Here is a 19,531-nt window from a genome sequence, read left to right on the forward strand (position 1 = left end):
CTATTTCTCCCCTTCTCCCCAAGCTTCTGACCCGAGGTGTCGATGTTCGCATTCACCATTAGACGATTGCTATTCGCAATCCCGACGCTTTTGGCCATTAGCTTTATAATCTTCGCGATTTTAGACCTTGCGCCAAGCGATCCCACCGGCAACCTACCGCTGACAATCCCGCCTGAGGTGCGCGCGCAGATCCGATCCTCGCTGGGCTTGGATGAGCCTTTCCCGATCCGCTATGCACTGTGGCTGAACCAGTTTTTCATCAACGAGCCGTTGAACATGATCGAGGGCTGGACCGGCTGGACCATCGGTGACGGTGAGCGGTTGCGCGTCACATCCTGGGCAACCCGCTCGCCGGTTGTTGACCTGATTGTCGAGCGTATGCCGCAAACCCTGTGGGTTGTCGGGATGAGCCAGATTATCGCGATCCTGATTGCGGTGCCGATCGGCGTTATCTCCGCCTATAAGCAATATTCGTGGTTCGATCAGATCGGCACATTTGTCAGTATGCTTGGCTTTTCGATCCCGACATTCTTTACCGGTCTGGTTTTCATCGTGCTGTTTTCGGTGCATCTGAAGTGGTTCCCGTCGATCTATGACACCAACCACGTCATCGATAGCTGGAGCAGCTTTGTGTTCCAGATCAAGCAGATGATTATGCCGACAATGGTTCTGGCATTGGCCACCGCCGCGCAGCTATCGCGCTATATGCGGGCGTCGATGCTGGATAACTTGCAGCAGGATTATGTGCGGACCGCACGGGCCAAGGGCTTGAGCGAGCGGGTGGTGGTTACGATCCACGTGCTGCGCAACTCGATGATCCCTGTTGTGACCGTGATTGCGCTGAATGTTCCCACCATCTTTGGCGGGGCGATCATTACGGAGCAGATCTTTCGTGTGAACGGGATCGGCCAGTTGCTGATTATTGGCATTCAGGGCGCGGATATTCCGCTGGTTCAGACGCTAACCTTCATTTTCGCGGTGCTTATCGTGATGTTCAACCTAATCGCTGATGTCCTCTACGGCATTCTAGACCCGAGGATTCGTTATGAGTGAAGCAGGATGCACTCTTGATGCGCTTACGAATGACCAAGTTGGTGAACGCATTCGTTGGCATCGCGGGATCGAGGGGCTGACTCAATCCGAGTATGCGAGTGAAATTGGAGCTAAGCGCGCAGTTTTATCGTTATGGGAGAACGGTGCGAGCCGATTGTCACTTGATGGAGCTGTTGCAATAAAAAAGCGCTGGGGGCTTTCGTTGGATTTCCTTTATTTCTCAGAAGACCATTCGCTGCCCCTGTCTCTTCATCGCTTGTGGCGCTCGAACGTTGCTAAAGGGAGTGCAATCCATGAGTGATCAGGATCGTATTGTCGCTGAAGCCGCTGTTGAGGTGGTTGCAGAGCGCCCCCGCACCTTGCTGCGCGATGTGTGGAGCCAGTTTACCGCCCATCGTGGGGCTATGGCCGGATTGGCGGTATTCCTGTTCATCGTGCTGGCGGTCAGCTTTGGCCCGTTTTTGCACACGATTGATCCGACCTATAGCGACTTTCGCGCGCGCAATCAGGGGATGAGCCTGGCGCATCCGATGGGCACCGATAACCTTGGCCGCGATATGTTTGCGCAGGTCATGCAGGGCGGGCGTGTTTCGCTGCTGGTGGGCGTCACGGCAATGGGCATCTCGATGTTCTTTGGCACCTTGGTCGGCGTAATTGCGGGTTATTTCCGCAGGTTGGATGGACCACTGATGCGGTTAACCGATCTGTTTCTTGCGCTGCCTATCTTGCCACTTTTACTTGTTATCATCATGCTGTTCCGCGATACGCTGCGAAAGGCGTTCGGGCCGGAGGCAGGGATCTTCCTGCTGATTGTGTTCATTATCGGGATCACGTCGTGGATGCAGACAGCGCGAATTGTACGCGGGGATGTTTTGGCCCTGAAGGAACGGGAATTCGTTCTGGCCGCGCGCTCCATCGGTACGCCGTCCTATCGGATCATTCTGCGCCACGTTCTGCCCAATGTGTTGAGCCCGATCATGGTGTCTGCAACGCTGGGCATCGCGACCGCGATCATTACGGAAAGTGCGTTGAGCTTCCTCGGCCTTGGGTTCCCAAGCGACTTTCCGACATGGGGGCGGCTGCTCTTCGACGGTGCAAACTTTATGACCATCACACCCAGCCGCGTTATTTGGCCCGGTTTGGTGCTGTCCTTGACGGTGCTGTCGGTGAACTATGTCGGCGACGGCCTGCGCGACGCGCTGGACCCGCATATTCGGGGGCGCTGATCCTAAGCCTGCTGGCCCACAATGCCGTGGCCCAGCAGGTTGGCATTTCGGTTGTGAATGCAGAGATACATGCCGGGTCCGAAGGGGCTTGGCATTTTTATGGCATCGTCTACAATGTCGGGGATGTTCCCGTGACGCTGTACGGCATGGATGGTCCCGCTGGTGAGGATGGTTTCATCCATGCGACCACAGGGTCCGAGATTGCCGAGATTTATGAGATTGCGATCGAACCGGGCAACGCGCTGGACCTAGAGGCGGGCGGGTTGTTCATGCGGTTCGAGGAGTTGGAAAGCACCCCCGAGGGGATGCTTTCAATCGCGTTATATTTCGATGATTTTGAAATGCCGGTCGAGGTGACCGTGCAATAGTCAGGCTGCCTCGGCGAAGAAGGGCAGCCCACGCTTGTTCAATACCAGCAATGTAATCACCGCCAGTGCCGCCGCGATGTTCAGCGCCAAACCGGCTGGCCACAGGCAGGCGAGGCCTGCAAGGCCCGCCAATGTCCGCATGCCAAAGCCCATGCGCTGTTCCATGCAGCCCTGCAACGCACCGGCCAGCGCATATGTACCGACCGTTCCGAATGCGAACACCGTGACTGCATCAATCCAGTCACCTGACAGGAACGGGGTATAGGCGAACAGGACGGGCACGATGTACAGGCCCTTGGCCAATTTCCAACTGGCCACACCGGTCGCCATAGGGGGCGATTTGGCAATGGTTGCAGCGGTAAAGGCGGCCAGCGCGACGGGTGGTGTCACGTTACTGTCCTGACTGAGCCAGAAGATGATCATGTGCGCCGATAGCAGTGCGGCCAGCGCGGCCTCTGCCGGAATGACCAGATCGCGCAGCGGGGCGGCGACCTCTAGCGGCAGGGCGGCGACAATCTCGCGCGCTTCACCGATTGGCATCGGGCTGCTGAGCAGCGGCATGATTTCCGGTGCGGAGAGCATGAACAGGGCTTGCGCGCCCACTGGCAGTTCTCCGTTCGCGATCATATCGACGATCACTCGGTCCGAGATCATACCCGCCAAGGCAGGAGCCGACAGCGTGGCCAGCACGATATAGGCCGCCGTAACTGGCAGGCCCATGCCCAAAACCAGACTGGCCACGGCGACCAGCGCGATGGCCAGCAACAGGTTGCCCTGCGACCAATCCGCGATCATCAGAGAGAAGGTATTGCCCACGCCCGCCGTCGTAATGACGTTCACGACTAGGCCAACAGCGCACAGCAATACGGCGGTCATGACCATGGAGCGTGCGCCCATGACCAGAGCCTCGAACACGGCCTTTGGCCCCATCGGGTTTTTGGTCAGCCAGCTGGAAACGATCACCGCACCGATGCCGATCACTGCGGAATAGGTGGGGGTAAATCCGGATACCAACAGGAAGATCAGCGTGCCGATTGGGATGATGAAGCTGGCGCCGCCATTCTTGACCGCTGACCACAGGGTTGTGCCATCGGATGGCATGGGGGGCAGGTCGTGGCGCTTTGCCTCGATCCGTACAAAGAATGCGACCGTCAGGAAATAGAGAAGCGCAGGCAGTGCGGCGACGGCCACGATCGTCTCGTAAGAAATCTGGGTAAAGCTGGCCATAACGAAGGCACCGGCCCCCATGATCGGCGGCATCAATTGACCACCGGTGGAGGAGGCAGCCTCAACCCCCGCTGCGAATTTCGCGGGAAAGCCTGCACGCTTCATCAACGGGATCGTAATCACGCCGGTCGAGGCGGTGTTTGCAATGGCCGAGCCACTGATGGTGCCTGTCAGGCCGCTGGCGATCACCGCGACAAGGCCAGGCCCGCCGACCATCTTACCCGCTACCGCACGCGCAAGGTCGATCACGAACTCACCCGCGCCGGAGCGGATCAGGAAGGAGCCGAAGATGATGAACAGGAATACATAGGTCGATGAAATTCGCGCAATCGTGCCGAACATCGCATCATCGCCATAGATCGAGCGGAACAGGACTGTTTCCCAGCTCAACCCGCGGAACGAAAAGACGCCGCCGACCATATTGCCCCATAGGCCCACATAGGTCAGCGCCAGCACAATCAGCACCGGAATGACGAGACCGGAAACGCGGCGCGTTAGCTCCGTCGCTGCAACGATGGTCGCGATGGCTGCGATCCAGTCCATCGGGGCGAGGTTCACGCCGCGATCATAAATTGCATCCTCGGCCAGTGCCATCCAAGTGGCGCCGCCTACGGCAATCAGGCCCAGTGCGATGTCAAAACCCATCGCGACGCAGCTTTTTTTTAGGCTGACACGTGGCAGCACGGGGTACAGCAGCGCGGCAAGAAAGGCGAAGCCCGCGAAGTGGAAAACATTCCGCTCATATTCCGACAGCACCGGAAAAATAGCGAGGTAAAGGTGCCCCACAGACAGGATCAGGCAAACCGCAATCACCAGCATATTCAGCGGGCCGGTTAAGTCGCGCGTCGGGCTTTCGGTTTCGATTTCGCCACTAGCATTGGTGGTGGTCATGGGCTGTCCTGTCATGCGCATAAGGGGGTGCGATTGCCCCGACACGGTGGTCGGGGCAGCTCGCCCAGTTGCGAAAGGTCCCGGCGCGTGGGCCGGGACGATCAGTGCGATATGCAGTTCCGGCGTGGTGCCGGAGGGCGCTTATTCAGCGCGCAGGCGGTCGGGGATGGTTACGCCGACTTCCTCGTAATACCGGATCGCACCGGCATGCAGGGGCAGGGGCAGACCGGCGATGGCCTTCTCGATTGCCATTGCCTGTGTCGCAGGGTGGATCGCCTGTAGGAATGCGAGGTTGTCATAGATCGCTTTGGTGATCAGGTAGACGTTTTCCTCGGGCAGGGAGGCCTGCGTGGCCAGGAAGTTAGGCTGTGCGATGGTCGTCACAGTTTCGTCCTGACCGGGATAGGTGCCTGCCTCGATCACGAACTCGGTCCACAGGGAGCGGTCGCCATCAGCCTGCGCCTGCTGCTCGGGTGTGAAGTTCAGCAGGGTTACGCTGTCACCAGCCGATGCGAACAACTGGCTGATCGCGCCAACCGGAACGCCCGCAGGTGTTGCAATGCCGGAAACCTGACCGTTTTGCAGCGCCTCGGCCGATGGGCCGTAGCCGCCCTCAACCAGATCGAAATCCTCGTAGGCATCAACGCCGAAGCCCGACAGGATCGCCGCGTTCGAACCGATGGTGCCGGAGTTACGGCGGCCCAGTGCCATTGCATCGCCGGTACGGTCCGCGAAATCCTGAATGGTGCCGGTGGTGACCAGTGCGCTGTCCAGAACGAAGTGCTCAACATTCTGCCACAGCATGGATACGGAGCGCAGCTCGGTCTGTGGGCCGACTTCTTCAAGAGGACCGGTGCCGGAGGCGGCGTAATAGCCGTAGAGGCCCTGCATAATGGCGAATTGTGCTTCGTCCTCGCGCAGCAGGCGCACGTTCTCACCCGAACCAGCGGAGGAGATTGCGGACATGCCGATGCCATCGCTAGGTTGCAGCTTAACCTTAACCAGCGTGGCCAGCGCAACGCCAACGGGGTAGTAGGTGCCGCCGGTGGATGCTGTGGCGAGGATGTAATCCGCTTCCTCGGCCTGTGCAGAACCGAATGCGAAGGTTGCAGCGGTGGTCGCTGCGAGGAACAGTTTCATGCTTTGACGCATCATGTGTCGTCTCCCTGTGATTTAGTGGGGTCATCTTGCGGACCCGCACTGATTACATTGCAAGGAACGTGCCAGCTTTCAAAGTGTTGAATTTACATATTTGTATACTGCGCCCCTGCGGATTCCCGCAGGCAGTGCCGGATTTGCCTGCGGATTGACGCAGTCAGACGGCGCGAAAATCTGCGCTTTCCAGCCCGAGGCGCACCAGCTTTTCATTCAGGGTGCGGCGGCCAATGCCCAGATCGCGGGCGGCATCATCCATGCGGCCATGGTGCCGTTCCAGCGCGGCGGTGATCAGGCTACGCTCATACACCGCCATCGCGTCGCGCAGGGTTTCGGCGGGCGTGTCGGGTTGTTGCAGCGCTGCGCCGATCGAGCCGCGGCCACGGCGGGCGGAGAGGATGCGTCGTTCGGCTATCTGGCGCAATTCGCGCACATTGCCGGGCCAGTCGTGGCGGGCAAGGGTGGCAATCTCAGCCGGATCAAGGTCGGGCGGTTCGATCCCGTAACTCTCACCCATTTGGGTCAGGAAATGCGTGGCGAGCAGGGGGATATCCTCACGCCGATCCCGCAGGGCGGGCAGGTTTAGCTGCACGGTGTTCAGGCGGTATAGTAGATCCTCGCGGAAGGAACCGGCGGTGATGGCGGTTGCCAGATCCTCGTTCGTGGCGGAAACGATACGCACATCAACGGGTTGGGCGCGTGTGGCACCGACGGGCACAACCTCACGCGCCTCAAGTACACGCAGCAATTTTGCCTGATGCTCGATAGGGCACGCGCCGATTTCGTCCAGGAACAAGGTGCCGCCATGGGCTGCACGAAAATACCCTTCGGCGGCGCGGGTCGCGCCGGTAAAGGCGTTGGCGGTGTGGCCGAACATGGATGCTTCGAACAACTCACCCGGTACGGCGGCGCAATTTACCGCGATGAATGGCGCATCGGCACGGTCGCTGAGGTCGTGCAACGCGCGGGCGACAACCTCCTTACCAGTACCGGTTTCGCCCAGCACCAGAACAGCGGCGCGGGTGTCGGCAACGTCCAGAATATCCTCACGCAAGGCCGCAATCGCGGGGCTGCGCCCGATCAGCGTGCTGTCCAGCCCTGACAATCGGCCAAGGCGGTCGCGCAGGCGGCGGTTCTCGCGCTTCAGCCCGTCCTGCTCAATCGCGTGGTCCATAGCGGCCAGCAGGCGCGGGGCCTGAAAGGGTTTCTCGATGACGGTATAGGCACCATCCTGCATCGCGGCGACTGCCAGTGGCACATCTGCATGGGCCGATAGCAGGATCACCGGCGGTGGCGCAGGGTAGGCGGTGATTTCACGCAGCAGGGTCAGGCCGTCCATCACCGGCATGCGGATATCGGTTAGCACAGCGTCAAAGACCTGTGTTTTCAACGTGGCCAGCGCCTGTTTCCCGTCCGAGGCTTCCTCAGGCAAATGACCTGCACGGCGCAACAGGTGCATCAGCGCGCCGCGCATATCGGCGTCGTCATCCACAACAAGGATACGTTTCTGGGTCATCTGGGGGCTCTCCGGCTGCGCGATATCTGATGTTTTATGCATCAAGCGTGCCAGTCGGTAGGGTTACAGTAAATTCAGCGCCCGGTCCGTCAACCGGTACGGATCGCAGGGTGCCGCCATGTTCGCGGACAATCGCGGCGGAAATGGCTAGGCCGAGGCCCATACCCTGACCGGATGCCTTGGTGGTGAAAAACGGCTCGAACACCGCATCGGGGCTGCTGAGGCCGTGACCACGATCGCGCACCGTAATCTCAACCTGTTGGGCGGTGCTGCGCAGGGTCAGGTGGATCGGCTGATCGGTGCTGGCATCACGGGCATTGCGCAGCAGGTTTACCAGCACCTGTTCCAGCCGCGGTGCATCCACTGGCAGGGTAACGGGGTTATCCGGTAGGGTGCAGGTGATCGGAACGGAACTATCGGCGTTGACCAGCTCCATCGCTGATGTCGCCGTTTCGCGTAGGTCCGTTGGGCTGAGCACAGGGGCCTGTGGGTGGGCAAAGAACCGGAGTTGCCGCACGATCCCCTGCATTCGTGCGACAAGGCTGGTCAGGCGTGCCAGCAGGGCGGTTGTTTCAGGATCGGTCGTGCCACCGGGCAGGGCTGATGCGCCCAGCCATGTTTGCATCGCGGCGATTGGCTGTCCCAACTCATGTGTGACCGAGGCGGAGAGCTGTCCCAGAGCGGCCATGCGGCTGGATCGCTCCAGATCGGCCTGCGCCGCTGCGAGAGAGAGCTGCGCCTCGCGCCGCTCCGTGATTTCCTCGGCCAAGGCGGCGTTGGCGCGGGCCAGTGAGCGCCGCGCCTGCTGTGATTGCCCCAGTGCGCGGCGGGTTCTGTGCTGCCGTGTCACCAGAAACAGCGCGAGCGCGGCCAGCATGGCAAAGGCGGCGATGCCCAGCACCAAACGCGCGCGGACCACGATGGCAGCTTGGGGAGTGACATAATGCAACTCCCAGCCAAGTTGCCCAACGGGTAGGGCAACATGCAGCATGGGTGTGCCGTTGATGTAGACCTGATCCGAAACTGCATCAAAATCGGGCAGGGGCAGTAGGGGTTGATTGGCGAATTGGCGGGATTCACGCAGGGCGGCCAGTTCCGCATTCGGCAGCGGACGCACTGCGCGCCATGTCAGGTTATCCACGCCGCTCAGCACGATAACACCGGCGGCGTTCGAGACGAAAACCTGCTCACCGGATGCGGCCCAGTCGCGGGCGAGCTGCGTCAGGTCACGCTTTAACGCGATCACCCCCAGTGGTGTGCCGTCCAGCCCCGGCATCGGGTGGGACAAAAAGTAGCCGGGCTGATGTGTGGTGGCGCCGATGGCAAAGAACGCGCCGGTATCGCCCGCCATCGCATCGTTGAAGTAGGGCCGGAAGGCATAGCTTTGCCCCAGAAAGCTGGTGGGCGTTCCTGCATTGGACGCGGCTATGGTCATGCCGGTGCTGTCCATCAGGAAAATCGCCTCAAGCCCGGATGTCTGGGTAAAGCGGTTCAGTCGCTCACTGGCCTGTTGGCGGGTTTGCGCATCGGTCAGGGCGTTGGTTAGCACCGCATCCTCGGACAGGACGGGGGGCAGATGCTCGAACTGTTCCAGCGCGGCGACCAAGGTGCTGCGGTAGAATGCGCCACGTTGCCGGGCAGAGGATAGCGCCGCGTCGGTGTAATAGCTGCGCGCAGTGATCCAGATCAGGCTGGCCATGATGGTCAGAAAAATTGCCGCCACGATCAGAACGGTGGCACGTGTTTTAGTCGGTGCTGTCACGCTCACATCGGTCCTCCGTCGCGGGTTAGTGCAATCGGGGGGCCGATGGCGGGTATTGTCAAGCGATCAGCAGGCCGCCTGACGGATGGCCAGTGCCTGTGCCAAGGTGATGTTGGTCCGCTGGGCCAGTGCCTCATCCGTGTCGGGCATGTCTGAACGGAAGTGCCCGCCGCGGCTTTCGTGACGTTGCATCGCGGCGGCTGCAATCAGGGTGGCGGCGGTGGTCATGTTCAGAAATGCGCGTGAGGATGGGGCGTGCTCTGCCTCCAGCGCGGCGATGGTGCGCAGGGCGGTCGCCATGCCCTGCGCCGTGCGAACCACGCCAACGTGGCGATCCATCACTTCGCGTAGGGCGCGCACGGCCTCATGCGGGTCCTGACGTGGGCCGGGGCCGTAAATCGGGGCGCAAAGGGGGGCGGGGCTGTCCTGTGGTCCGGCCAGGGGAAGCTCGCTGATATCCTCGGCAATGCGGGCGGCAAAAACAACGGCCTCCAACAGCGAATTCGAGGCGAGGCGATTTGCGCCGTGCAGACCGGTTGCCGAAACCTCACCACAGGCCCACAGGCCGGGCAGGGTCGAGCGGCCCCGCGCATCCGTCAAGATACCGCCCATATGGTAGTGCTGCGCGGGGCGCACCGGAATGGGTTGGGTGGCAGGATCGATCCCTGCCTCAACGCAATATTGCGCCACGGTCGGGAACTCATCGTAGATTGCGGCACCGACGGCCTGTCGCGTATCGAGGAAAACCTTTTGCCCGCTACTGACCCGATCATGAATGGCGCGGGCCACGATATCGCGAGGGGCCAGTTCGCCCGCTGGATCAACATCGAACATAAAGCGGTGGCCCGCCTCATCAATCAGGGTCGCGCCGTGGCCGCGCAGGGCCTCCGTCGCCAGCGGGCATGGATCACGATCAACAGCAATGCCGGTTGGGTGGAATTGCACGAATTCGGTATCTGCGATCATCGCGCCGGCACGGGCCGCCATGCCCAGACCCTGACCGCGCACACGGCCCGGATTGGTTGATACGGCATATAAACCACCGATGCCGCCTGTGGCCAACAGGACCTCCTGCGCGGAAATGTAGATCGGTGAGGCCATCGGGTCAGCGACTTGACGTGCATAGGCACCGATAACGCGGTCATCCTGCACGGCGAGGTCGTCAACCACGATCCCCTCCAGCAGCGTGATCGATTGCGTGGCGCGTGCGGTGCGGATCAGTGCGTCCATGATGGCACGGCCCGCCTGATCGCCGGAAACGCGCACGACGCGGTTGGTGGAATGGGCGGCCTCCTTGGATTGCAGCAGGCGTCCCTCACTGTCGCGGTCAAAGGGGGCACCGTAATCCAGCAGGTCGAAAATGCGCGCAGCCCCGTCCGAGGTAACGCCGAGGGCGATTTCCTCATCCACCAGCCCCGCGCCCGCCAGAACAGTATCGCGTGCATGTGCCTCCGCCGTGTCGCCCAGTCCAACAGCCGCCGCGATGCCGCCCTGTGCCCACGCCGATGATGCGCCGACGCCCACAGGTTCGGGCGACAAAACGGTGCAGGGCCGCGGGCTAAGCTTTAGCGCGGTGAAAAGTCCGGCAAGGCCAGCGCCGATAATCAGCGTGCCTGATGCTTCGAGGACGTTTTGTGTCATGCGCGTGGCTCCACGGCCGGAAGTTATTGGATCAGAACCTGCGTGGCGACGATGCGCCCGCACAAGGTATCTGGCTGGGTGACGGCAAAGCCGGCGCCGTGGCGGGTGATTTTCGGGTCTAGCAGGTTGCGCCGGTGTGGGGGACTGTCCATCCAGCCAGCGACCAGGGCCTGTGCCGCGCTGTCATAGGTGCGGCGGGCCATTAGGTCTGTATCAGGGCCGTAGGAAAATGCGCATTGTGCGGCATCCACGATGCTGTATTGGCGGCCCGTTTGGTAATCGACCATGAACGTTTGCCCAAGGTTTTCAGCGACGAGGCTAAGCGATACGCCCGTTGCCCGCAGCCGGTCCACCAATGTTTCACGCCCAGCAACAGGGGACATGTGGTCAAAAAAGTCGAGCCGCGCCATATCACGCGAATGCGCATCCGCTGCCGCATTCAGCGCGGGAATTGCCGCGATGGGGGGCAGGTCATTCGCACAGCGTTCAACATTGACGTAATGTGCCAATGCCAAGCTGAACAGCGATCTGTCCTGACTGCCATCACGGGGCAATTCCGCCTGCGCCCTTGGCGTTAGCGGCGCGGTCGGGCAGGCGATGGCCGCGCCAGGCAATGCCAGCGCGGCGAGCAGGGTCAGAGTCTTGAACATCGGACTTCTCAGGAATTGGTGACAGCGATCATCCGCTCAACCGCGCGGCGCGCAGGCTCAATCAGGGCCTCGTCTACGGTGACTTCCTCACCACCCGAATGCAGTGACCACAGGATGTTTTCCAAGCTGATCCGTTTCATATGCGGGCAGATATTACAGGGGCGGACGAAGTCTACCTCGGGCGTTTCTGCGGCCACGTTGTCGGACATGGAGCATTCGGTGACCATCACCACCTTGGCCGGTTTATGGGTTTTGACCCATTGGATCATGCCCGCGGTGGAGCCGGTGAAGTCAGCCTCGGCCACGACATCAGGTGGGCATTCGGGGTGCGCGATAATCGCCACGCCCGGATAGCTATCGCGATAGGCACGCAATTCCTCGGCGGTGAACTGTTCGTGCACGATGCACGCGCCCTCCCAATACACCACACGCTTGGTGGACTGGTTTGCGATGTTCTGCGCGAGGTATCCATCCGGCGTCATGATGACGGTATCGCCTGGCTGTGCCTCAACAATTGCCAAGGCGTTGGACGATGTGCAGCAGATGTCGGAGGCGGCCTTTACCTCGGCTGTGGTGTTTACATAGCTGACGACCTGCGCGCCGGGGTAATCCGCGCGCATCTTGGCAATATCCGCCGCCGTGATCGACGAGGCCAGCGAGCAGCCCGCGCGGCTGTCAGGGATCAGCACGGTTTTCTGCGGGTTCAGGATTTTCGACGTTTCCGCCATGAAGTGTACGCCGCATTGGATGATTGTCTGCTGACGAACCTTTGTCGCCTCAATCGCCAATTGCAGGCTGTCGCCCGCCACATCCGCCACACCGTGAAAGATTTCAGGCGTCATATAGTTATGGGCCAGAACGACCGCGTCCTTTTCCGCCTTTAGCGCGTTGATCGCCCGCACGTAGGGGGCAAAGCGCATCCAGTCGGGGGCAGGGATCACGTTTTTGACGATCTCGTACCGGTCTGCGGTGTCACGCATTGCGGCCTCGGACGGTTCCAGATCGTAATGCGCGGCGAGCTCTGCGCGTGCGGCATCGGCTTTGGTCTGTGCGTTGAGGAACATGGCTGTCTCCCGCTGAACTAATATACTCATATTGAGCATATAGGGTGGATCAAAAAACGCGCAAGGCTGCGCGGTTGTTGCAGAACCTGTAGCGGTGTCATTATTTTGTCAAGGTGGGCAAAACCGCGAATATGCCCCATTGGTCGCTTATGCTGGATAGAGCGACCCGAATAGACCCACGGGCAATCCGGCTTTACGTTATTGCGGGCTTGTTCGGGCGCGCCTGACAGGTTAGCGCAGGCGCACCTATGATGGAGAGCCGTCACATGACAGACGAGACCGCAATCGCCTTTGAATTACCGCATGTTCGTGCGGCAGCAACTGCTGGCGCTATGCCACATGACCGCATCTCCGTGCGCGATTATATGCGCGAGGTTGAGATCGGCGCGTTTCTGTCCGAGCGGGGCGTGACCCAGCGCATCCGCTTTAACGTCGTGCTGGAGGTCGCAGCCCATGTCGCCGCGCAGGATGATGACGTGGACAAGGTCATCAGCTACGACACCATCATCAACGCCATTGAGCAGCAATTGGGCACCGAGCGGATCAACCTGCTGGAAACATTGGCCGAACGTGTGGCGGAGCGGTGCCTGACCGATCGCCGCGCTATCCGTGTTTTCGTGCGGATTGAGAAGCTGGACCGCATTCCCGGCGCCCTAGGTGTTGAGATTGTCCGCATGCGCCCCGGTACGGATGCCGCCCCGCTGCGCCCCGCCATGCAGAGTGAGGAGCAATCGGATTGCCCCGTGCCTGAGGTTGTTTTGGTTGCTGCTCTGGCGGAGGGTTTGCGCGACAACTTGGCTGCCGATACGCCCCGCGTGGTGTTTGTGCCCGCCATTCCGGTTGCGATCACCCAAACGGGTGAGGCCGCACGGCGCATTGCGTTGCTTGCCTATGATCAGGGCGCGTGGGCCTTTGCCGCGAATGATCCGCGCTATACCGTTGTGTCCAGCCGGACGGAGCTGGACTGGGCCCTGCGCCAAGGTTTGATCTGTGTTTGGGCGCCATCCAAGATTGTTCTGGACGCCACCGACCCACCCGCCGATGATACGCCACAGGTCTTGGCACGCTGGTTCGCGGATTTGGTGGGGGCGGAGGCGCCAACTGAAATCTGATTTTTCAGTTGGTTACACGTCGAAGTTAATCCTTCGGCGTGTCCCATGGGTTTGAAACGCGGCTTTGCGTTGCGCAGGGAAACACATGCGCATGATCGCGGCGCAGCGACAGCACCAGCGGTGTTCCGACAGGCGGCATAAAGACACCGGGGACCACCGCCTTTAACAGTGATCCGTCATGGTCCATCTCTAGCTCCACCAGGCTTTGATTGCCCATAAAGCGTGCGCGGATCACGGTGCCGCGTGCCGGTACGCCATGCTCAACGGTGGGGTGGACCGGCGTATCCTTGCGATCGAAATCGAGGCGGCAATGCTGCGGGCGGAACACGATTTCCACATCCGCGCCATCGACCAAGCCCGGGGTCAGGAACAGGCCGAACGGTGTTTCCGTTTGGCGATCCTGCACCACGCCATGCACGACATTCACATCCGAGAAGAAGGCGGCGGCCTTCTGGTCCACCGGCTTGGCATAGATGGTATAGGGCGCGCCGATCTGCACGATGCGGCCATCGCGCATCAATGCGATCTTATCGGCCATGCGCATCGCCTCGTCCGGCTCATGCGTGACCAGCAAAACGGCAGTGCCTTCCTCGCGCAGGATGTCCAAAGTCCGATCCCGAATGCCGTCACGCAAACGGTTGTCGAGGCCGGAAAACGGCTCATCCATCAGCATAATCGCAGGGCGTGGGGCCAGCGCACGGGCCAAGGCGACACGTTGCTGTTCACCGCCCGACAACTGGTGTGGAAATTTCGTGCCATAATTGCTGAGGCCAACACGGTCGAGCAATTCGGTCACGCGCGCTGCCTTTTCACTGCGCGAACCCTTTAGCCCGAATGCAACATTACGCGCGACATCCAGATGCGGGAACAGTGCGAAATCCTGAAACATCAATCCGACGGATCGTTGTTCCGGTGGCAGAGAAAAGCTCGCATCTGCAACACGTTCACCGTCGATGTTAACAGTTCCCGCGCTCGGCCCCTCGACCCCTGCGGCCATCCGCAGGGTGGTGGATTTACCGCATCCCGATGGGCCAAGAAGGCACGTTACCTCACCCGGGGATAGGGTCAGGCTGAGGTCGCTAACAACACGCACGCCGTCATAATCACGGCTGAGCTGGGTCATTTCCAATCGCGGGGTGGCAGTGAGCACGCGGTATCCCTAGCATTTCAGTCATGTTCTCAACGCAGATAGCAACGTGATCAGGTCGCGGCAACCCTGCGCAGCTGTTCATGAACGCAGCGATACACAATTATCGCATTCACGAAATATCCCCGCCGGAGGCATCCGGCAGGGATTTCATCAGTCATCAGATCGTTGCGTTCACGCCGCCACCATCATGCAGAATGTTCTGCCCGACAATAAAGCCCGCATGGACCGAACACAGGAACGCACAGGCCGCGCCGAATTCCTCGGACGTGCCATAGCGACGTGCCGGGATTGCGGCCTGACGGCGGGCTTTGGCCTCATCCATGGTGATGCCTTCAGTCTTGACCACTCCACCATCCAGCGCCAGGGCGCGGTCGGTTGCGTGGATGCCGGGCAGCAGGTTGTTGATGGTCACGCCGTGCTGTGCGACCTGCCGTGCGGTTCCGGCAACATATCCGGTCAGACCGGCGCGGGCGGAGTTGGACAGGCCCAGCACCGGAATTGGTGCCTTAACCGATTGCGAAGTAATGTTGACGATACGTCCCCAGCCACGGTCGATCATGTGGGGCAGGGTGTTTTTCATCAGCATGATCGGCGTCAGCATGTTTGCATGCAGGGCCTTTTCGAAATCCTCGATCTCCCAATCGGACCACAGGCCCGGAGGGGGGCCGCCAGCATTGTTCACGAGGATATCGGGGTTGGGCAGTGCGGCGAGCACTTCGGCGCGGCCTTCCTCGGTTGTGATGTCGCATGCAACGGTTTGCACGTTGACGCCATGGGCGGCGCGGATCGCCTCGGCTGTTTCCTCCAGCGTGGAGGCAGTGCGTGCGTTCAGAACCAGATCAACGCCTGCTGCGGCCAGTGCCTCGGCGCAGCCACGGCCTAGGCCCTTGGACCCTGCGCAGATGATGGCTTTTTTGCCCTTAAGTCCCAGATCCATAATCTATCCTCCTGATATTATTTCTAACTTGTGGATTTTACTGCGGTGGCGATATCCGTCACGACGCGGTGTAGCAGCTTTGCATCCTCGTGCTCACCCATCACGCGGATCAGCGGTTCGGTGCCTGAGGCGCGAATGACCAAGCGGCCACGGTCGCCGAAGGTCTTCTCTCCCTCGGCAATGATGTCCTTGACCCGATCGGTGTTCAGCGGGTCTGTGCCCGCAACGAAGCGGACATTTTCCAGCAACTGGGGAACCGGCTCGAACACGCGCAACAGCTTGCTGGCGGGCTGCTTGCTCTCGATCAACGCGGCGAGGATTTGCAGGCCAGATAGCAGGCCATCGCCGGTGGTGACGTGATCCAGCAGAACGATATGGCCCGATTGTTCACCGCCAACGCTGCGGTTCGAGGCACGCATTTCCTCAACCACATAACGATCGCCAACCTTGGTACGGGTCAGACCGATGCCGTGCTCGGCCAAGTGGCGCTCCAGCCCCAGATTGGACATGACCGTGCTAACCAGCGCATCGCCGCGTTTCAGACGCTGCTTTGCGATCAGGCCCATAATCTGATCGCCATCTGCTATATTGCCGTTTTCATCCAGAACGATAATCCGGTCGGCATCACCATCCAGACACAGGCCGATATCGGCGCGATATTCCACAACCGCCTTGGCCGCTGCGCGGGTATCGGTCGAGCCGCAGCCGAGGTTGATGTTGAACCCGTCAGGATTGACGCCGATTGGAATAACCTCCGCACCCAGTTCCCACAGGACCTGTGGTGCCACGCGATAGGCGGCACCATTTGCGCAATCCAGCACCACGCGCAGGCCGTTCAGGCGCAGGTCGCGGGGGATCGTGGTTTTAACGAATTCAGCATAGCGCCCGATACCATCAACCACGCGGGTGGAGCGCCCGATTTCGCGGGGCGGAACCAGCGGCGGCAGGTTCTCGACTAGCGCTTCGATCTTTTGCTCTGCCTCATCCGAGAGTTTGAAGCCATCGGGGCCAAAGAACTTGATCCCGTTATCCTCATAGGCGTTATGGCTGGCGGAAATCATCACGCCCAGATCGGCGCGCATGGATCGTGTCAGCATGCCAACCGCGGGCGTGGGCAGTGGCCCCAACATCAGCGTAGACATACCAACAGCCGCAAAACCGGCGGTCATCGCGGTTTCAAGCATATAGCCCGAGCGGCGCGTATCCTTGCTAATCACCACCTGATGCGCGTGATCGCCGGACCGGAAATAGGTGCCAGCAGCCATGCCAAGGCGCATCGCCACTTCTGCTGTCATATTGCCCTGATTTGCGCGTCCGCGCACGCCATCGGTGCCAAAGAGTTTTCTGCTCATTGCGGATCACTTTCCATGTCTTGCTGTGTGAGTGTAGCAGGATTCATCGCCCGCCACATGCGCAGGGATTGTACCGCGCCTGCCGTGTCGTGCACACGCAGGATTTGCGCGCCCTGACTAGCGGCGTGCAGCATTACCGCATGGCTGCCCGGATCACGTAATGCCGCGTCGGGCTGTCCGGCAATGGTGCCGATGAACCGTTTACGCGATGCACCGAACAGGATCGCGCAGCCCAAGCCGTGGAACAGGCTCAGCCCCTTGATCAGCGCGAGGTTATGCTCAAGCGTTTTGCCAAAGCCGATACCGGGATCGACCACTATGTTGCGGCGGCGCAGGCCCAGTGCCTCTAGCTGTGCGATGCGTGCATGCAGCCAGTCATATACGTCCAGAAGCACGTCATCATATTGCGGGTTTTGTTGCATACTGCGCGGATCGCCCTGCGCATGCATCAGGCAGACCGGCACGTTCAGGTCGCGTGCGGCCTCCGCGCTGTTGGGGTCATAGGTCAGGGCGGAGACATCGTTGAACATCTCCGCACCAGCCGCCATGGCGCCACGGGCGATGCCTGCCTTGCGCGTGTCGATGGAGATAGGCAGCGCGATGCCATTGGCGCGGATCGCCTGCACCGTGGGGATGACGCGGGCGTGCTCCTTGGCCTCGTCCACCGGAATCGCGCCGGGGCGGGTGCTCTCGCCGCCAATGTCGATTATATCCGTGCCATTGTCGCGCATCTGTTGGGCATTGATCAGCGCCGCTGTGCCGGCATTTTGGCCGCCATCGGAAAAGCTATCCGGCGTGACGTTCAAGATGCCCATAATCCGTGGCTGGTCCAGCGTTAGTGTCCCGATCGGCGCACGAGGTTGCGTTAGCCGCAGTGCCAGATTCAGCGGCAGCGATCGCGCCGAGGCGAAGTGGGAGCCGGACCCGCGTGACAAATATTCGATGTCGCGAAACCACAGCGACCCACCGGCCAGCGGCATGGCATCAGCAGGGCGAGGGCCAGATTGGACCAAGGGTCGAGCGTAGATCATGCAGAAAGTCCTGTGACCGTGGCCAGAACAGCGGGGAAGTGTGCCCAATCGCTGAATAGGCCGTCGGTATAGAAATCGGGCTGCGTGCCCTGTGGTGTGAACAGGATGAATTTCGCGCCCGCATTTGCCGCCGTTTGGGCATCTACGTCGCGATCACCAACCATGACGATTTGCCCGTCGCCTGATAGCTGCGTCGCCGCGTGGTGCAGCATTGCCGGATCAGGCTTTAGCACATCCAGGGTGCCGCCACCGGTCAATCCGGTGATGGGCGGCATCAGGTTGAGGGATTTGAGTACGGTGCGGGCTTGGTCCTCAGGCTTTTGCGTACAGACAGCCATCTGATGGCCCACATCGGAAAGCTGGTGCAGCGTGTCCGAGACGTTAGGGAAAATCACGGTGCCTGACACCGGGTCCGCGCCGTAGATTTCCATCATGCGGGCCAGATAGGGTTCGACGCCCTGATCCGGAATGCCGCCTGTCGCCAGCAAAGCCCGCCTGATCTGTTGCAACATGCCATGCCCGACAAATGCTTTATAGGCCTGCGGGGTCACAGGGGCGCGACCCAGTTCGGCCAGCATGACATTCGCCGCAGCGGCCAGTGAGGGCACGCTGTCGATCAGGGTTTCATCCAGATCAAAAATCAGACGCAAGCTCACGCAGTGCGCCACTTGATCGAACATCCGATGGAGGGGTTTTGCACATCTGGCCCTTGGCCGGTCAGGGCAACGGTGTTCATCGCGTTTAGCAGCTCCGGCACGGTATCCGCATCGGCGGGATTGCGGCCCGCGCTGTCCAAACGGCCATGATATCGCAGCTTTAGCATTGCATCGAATCCGTAAAGGTCCGGCGTGCAGGCGGCACCATAGGCGCGTGCGACGCTTTGATCCTCGTCATGCAGGTACGGAAAAGTGAAACCGTATTTTTCCGCGAACAGGCCCATATTCTCGAAACTGTCCTGCGGATAGGTCTGTGCGTCGTTCGAGCAAATCGCCGCAACACCGTAGCCCAGCTTTTCCAACTGCGCACCCGTTTGCGCCAGACGGTCCGCGATGCCGATCACATAGGGGCAGTGATTGCATATGAAAAACAGTGCCATACCGCGCACGCCGCGCAAATCACCCAAGGACCAGATGCGGCCCTGTGTGTCGGGCAATGCGAAATCTGGTGCTGCCCAGCCTTGCTCGTGATCGTTTCCGCTTGTGATGGCCATGCCGTTTGCTCCCATGTCGCTTCAGGGCCATATAGAAGCCATCGGGCTTCAGGGCAATTGGCGTGCGACACGCTACCCAATAGCCGCAAGCGAAAATGGGGGTTTGAACGCCCCATAGAAACCTCTTACATATTGATGGAACAATGTGACGGGGGGTGGCCCGCGTCGGATACATTCTTTTCAGGA

The 19,531-nt window shown here is 60.5% G+C and carries 18 protein-coding genes; 5 read left to right on the forward strand and 13 right to left on the reverse strand.

Annotated elements, in window-relative coordinates:
- The first annotated feature begins 42 nt into the window (after positions 1–42).
- From CR254_RS06490 to CR254_RS06500, 4 genes are read left to right on the forward strand one after another with little or no spacing between them, the layout of a single operon-like run.
- Positions 43–1,053, forward strand: coding sequence for an ABC transporter permease (locus CR254_RS06490; RefSeq protein WP_097929038.1), 1,011 nt, complete (start codon positions 43–45; stop codon positions 1,051–1,053).
- Positions 1,046–1,354, forward strand: a complete 309-nt coding sequence (locus CR254_RS17860) for a helix-turn-helix transcriptional regulator (RefSeq protein ID WP_145996708.1) — start codon at positions 1,046–1,048, stop codon at positions 1,352–1,354. Before CR254_RS06490 ends, CR254_RS17860 begins: the two co-directional genes overlap by 8 nt.
- Positions 1,347–2,279, forward strand: coding sequence for an ABC transporter permease (locus tag CR254_RS06495; protein ID WP_097929039.1), 933 nt, complete (start codon positions 1,347–1,349; stop codon positions 2,277–2,279). The genes CR254_RS17860 and CR254_RS06495 overlap by 8 nt, the downstream gene beginning before the upstream one ends.
- A 26-nt stretch (positions 2,280–2,305) precedes the next feature.
- Positions 2,306–2,647 (forward strand): hypothetical protein, encoded by a 342-nt coding sequence (locus CR254_RS06500; RefSeq protein WP_097929040.1) that lies wholly within the window; start codon positions 2,306–2,308, stop codon positions 2,645–2,647.
- On the opposite strand, the gene CR254_RS06505 is transcribed toward CR254_RS06500, so the two are convergent.
- The 7 genes from CR254_RS06505 to nadA all read right to left on the reverse strand — a co-directional run bounded on the left by CR254_RS06505 (position 2,648) and on the right by nadA (position 12,553).
- On the reverse strand, positions 2,648–4,765 hold the full coding sequence (locus tag CR254_RS06505; RefSeq protein WP_245851464.1) for a TRAP transporter permease: 2,118 nt from the start codon (positions 4,763–4,765) through the stop codon (positions 2,648–2,650).
- A gap of 141 nt (positions 4,766–4,906) precedes the next feature.
- Positions 4,907–5,920 (reverse strand): TAXI family TRAP transporter solute-binding subunit, encoded by a 1,014-nt coding sequence (locus CR254_RS06510; protein WP_097929041.1) that lies wholly within the window; start codon positions 5,918–5,920, stop codon positions 4,907–4,909.
- Positions 5,921–6,080: 160 nt separating this feature from the next.
- Positions 6,081–7,436 (reverse strand): sigma-54-dependent transcriptional regulator, encoded by a 1,356-nt coding sequence (locus tag CR254_RS06515; RefSeq protein WP_097929042.1) that lies wholly within the window; start codon positions 7,434–7,436, stop codon positions 6,081–6,083.
- 34 nt (positions 7,437–7,470) lie between these two features.
- Complete coding sequence (locus CR254_RS06520) at positions 7,471–9,204, reverse strand: sensor histidine kinase (protein WP_097929043.1); 1,734 nt, start codon at positions 9,202–9,204, stop codon at positions 7,471–7,473.
- A 60-nt stretch (positions 9,205–9,264) separates the two neighbouring features.
- A complete protein-coding gene (locus tag CR254_RS06525) occupies positions 9,265–10,839 on the reverse strand; it encodes an L-aspartate oxidase (protein WP_097929044.1) in 1,575 nt (524 codons plus the stop codon).
- A gap of 23 nt (positions 10,840–10,862) precedes the next feature.
- On the reverse strand, positions 10,863–11,489 hold the full coding sequence (locus CR254_RS06530; protein WP_097929045.1) for a CAP domain-containing protein: 627 nt from the start codon (positions 11,487–11,489) through the stop codon (positions 10,863–10,865).
- 8 nt (positions 11,490–11,497) lie between these two features.
- A complete protein-coding gene (gene nadA, locus CR254_RS06535; protein ID WP_097929046.1) occupies positions 11,498–12,553 on the reverse strand; it encodes a quinolinate synthase NadA in 1,056 nt (351 codons plus the stop codon).
- A gap of 266 nt (positions 12,554–12,819) precedes the next feature.
- On the opposite strand from nadA, the gene CR254_RS06540 reads away from it, so the two are divergent.
- Positions 12,820–13,665 carry a dihydroneopterin aldolase gene (locus CR254_RS06540; protein ID WP_180955910.1) on the forward strand — a complete coding sequence of 282 codons (846 nt, stop codon included), beginning with the start codon at positions 12,820–12,822 and terminating at the stop codon, positions 13,663–13,665.
- 25 nt (positions 13,666–13,690) lie between these two features.
- On the opposite strand, the gene CR254_RS06545 is transcribed toward CR254_RS06540, so the two are convergent.
- From CR254_RS06545 to CR254_RS06570, 6 genes are all read right to left on the reverse strand, one after another.
- Entirely contained in the window at positions 13,691–14,788 is a 1,098-nt protein-coding gene (locus tag CR254_RS06545) for an ABC transporter ATP-binding protein (protein WP_097929048.1), read from the reverse strand.
- A 184-nt stretch (positions 14,789–14,972) separates the two neighbouring features.
- Entirely contained in the window at positions 14,973–15,752 is a 780-nt protein-coding gene (locus CR254_RS06550; RefSeq protein ID WP_097929049.1) for an SDR family oxidoreductase, read from the reverse strand.
- A gap of 23 nt (positions 15,753–15,775) precedes the next feature.
- Positions 15,776–17,104: a phosphoglucosamine mutase gene (gene glmM, locus CR254_RS06555; protein WP_097929050.1), complete on the reverse strand. Its 1,329-nt coding sequence runs from the start codon at positions 17,102–17,104 to the stop codon at positions 15,776–15,778.
- Positions 17,101–18,135, reverse strand: a complete 1,035-nt coding sequence (folP, locus tag CR254_RS06560) for a dihydropteroate synthase (protein WP_097929051.1) — start codon at positions 18,133–18,135, stop codon at positions 17,101–17,103. Before folP ends, glmM begins: the two co-directional genes overlap by 4 nt.
- On the reverse strand, positions 18,132–18,791 hold the full coding sequence (locus CR254_RS06565) for an HAD-IA family hydrolase (protein WP_180955911.1): 660 nt from the start codon (positions 18,789–18,791) through the stop codon (positions 18,132–18,134). The genes folP and CR254_RS06565 overlap by 4 nt, the downstream gene beginning before the upstream one ends.
- A complete protein-coding gene (locus CR254_RS06570; RefSeq protein WP_097929053.1) occupies positions 18,788–19,345 on the reverse strand; it encodes a thioredoxin family protein in 558 nt (185 codons plus the stop codon). The genes CR254_RS06565 and CR254_RS06570 overlap by 4 nt, the downstream gene beginning before the upstream one ends.
- Positions 19,346–19,531 lie beyond the last annotated feature (186 nt).

This window comes from Pontivivens marinum (assembly GCF_900231835.1).
Taxonomy (GTDB): domain Bacteria; phylum Pseudomonadota; class Alphaproteobacteria; order Rhodobacterales; family Rhodobacteraceae; genus Pontivivens; species Pontivivens marinum.

Coding starts and splice junctions, on each gene's coding strand:
- CR254_RS06490 (WP_097929038.1), top strand. CDS start 43: ATGTTCGCATTCACCATTAGACGATTGCTATTCGCAATCCCGACGCTT.
- CR254_RS17860 (WP_145996708.1), top strand. CDS start 1,046: ATGAGTGAAGCAGGATGCACTCTTGATGCGCTTACGAATGACCAAGTT.
- CR254_RS06495 (WP_097929039.1), top strand. CDS start 1,347: ATGAGTGATCAGGATCGTATTGTCGCTGAAGCCGCTGTTGAGGTGGTT.
- CR254_RS06505 (WP_245851464.1), bottom strand. CDS start 4,765: ATGACCACCACCAATGCTAGTGGCGAAATCGAAACCGAAAGCCCGACG.
- CR254_RS06510 (WP_097929041.1), bottom strand. CDS start 5,920: ATGATGCGTCAAAGCATGAAACTGTTCCTCGCAGCGACCACCGCTGCA.
- CR254_RS06515 (WP_097929042.1), bottom strand. CDS start 7,436: ATGACCCAGAAACGTATCCTTGTTGTGGATGACGACGCCGATATGCGC.
- CR254_RS06525 (WP_097929044.1), bottom strand. CDS start 10,839: ATGACACAAAACGTCCTCGAAGCATCAGGCACGCTGATTATCGGCGCT.
- CR254_RS06530 (WP_097929045.1), bottom strand. CDS start 11,489: ATGTTCAAGACTCTGACCCTGCTCGCCGCGCTGGCATTGCCTGGCGCG.
- nadA (WP_097929046.1), bottom strand. CDS start 12,553: ATGTTCCTCAACGCACAGACCAAAGCCGATGCCGCACGCGCAGAGCTC.
- CR254_RS06540 (WP_180955910.1), top strand. CDS start 12,820: ATGACAGACGAGACCGCAATCGCCTTTGAATTACCGCATGTTCGTGCG.
- CR254_RS06545 (WP_097929048.1), bottom strand. CDS start 14,788: ATGACCCAGCTCAGCCGTGATTATGACGGCGTGCGTGTTGTTAGCGAC.
- CR254_RS06550 (WP_097929049.1), bottom strand. CDS start 15,752: ATGGATCTGGGACTTAAGGGCAAAAAAGCCATCATCTGCGCAGGGTCC.
- glmM (WP_097929050.1), bottom strand. CDS start 17,104: ATGAGCAGAAAACTCTTTGGCACCGATGGCGTGCGCGGACGCGCAAAT.
- folP (WP_097929051.1), bottom strand. CDS start 18,135: ATGATCTACGCTCGACCCTTGGTCCAATCTGGCCCTCGCCCTGCTGAT.
- CR254_RS06570 (WP_097929053.1), bottom strand. CDS start 19,345: ATGGCCATCACAAGCGGAAACGATCACGAGCAAGGCTGGGCAGCACCA.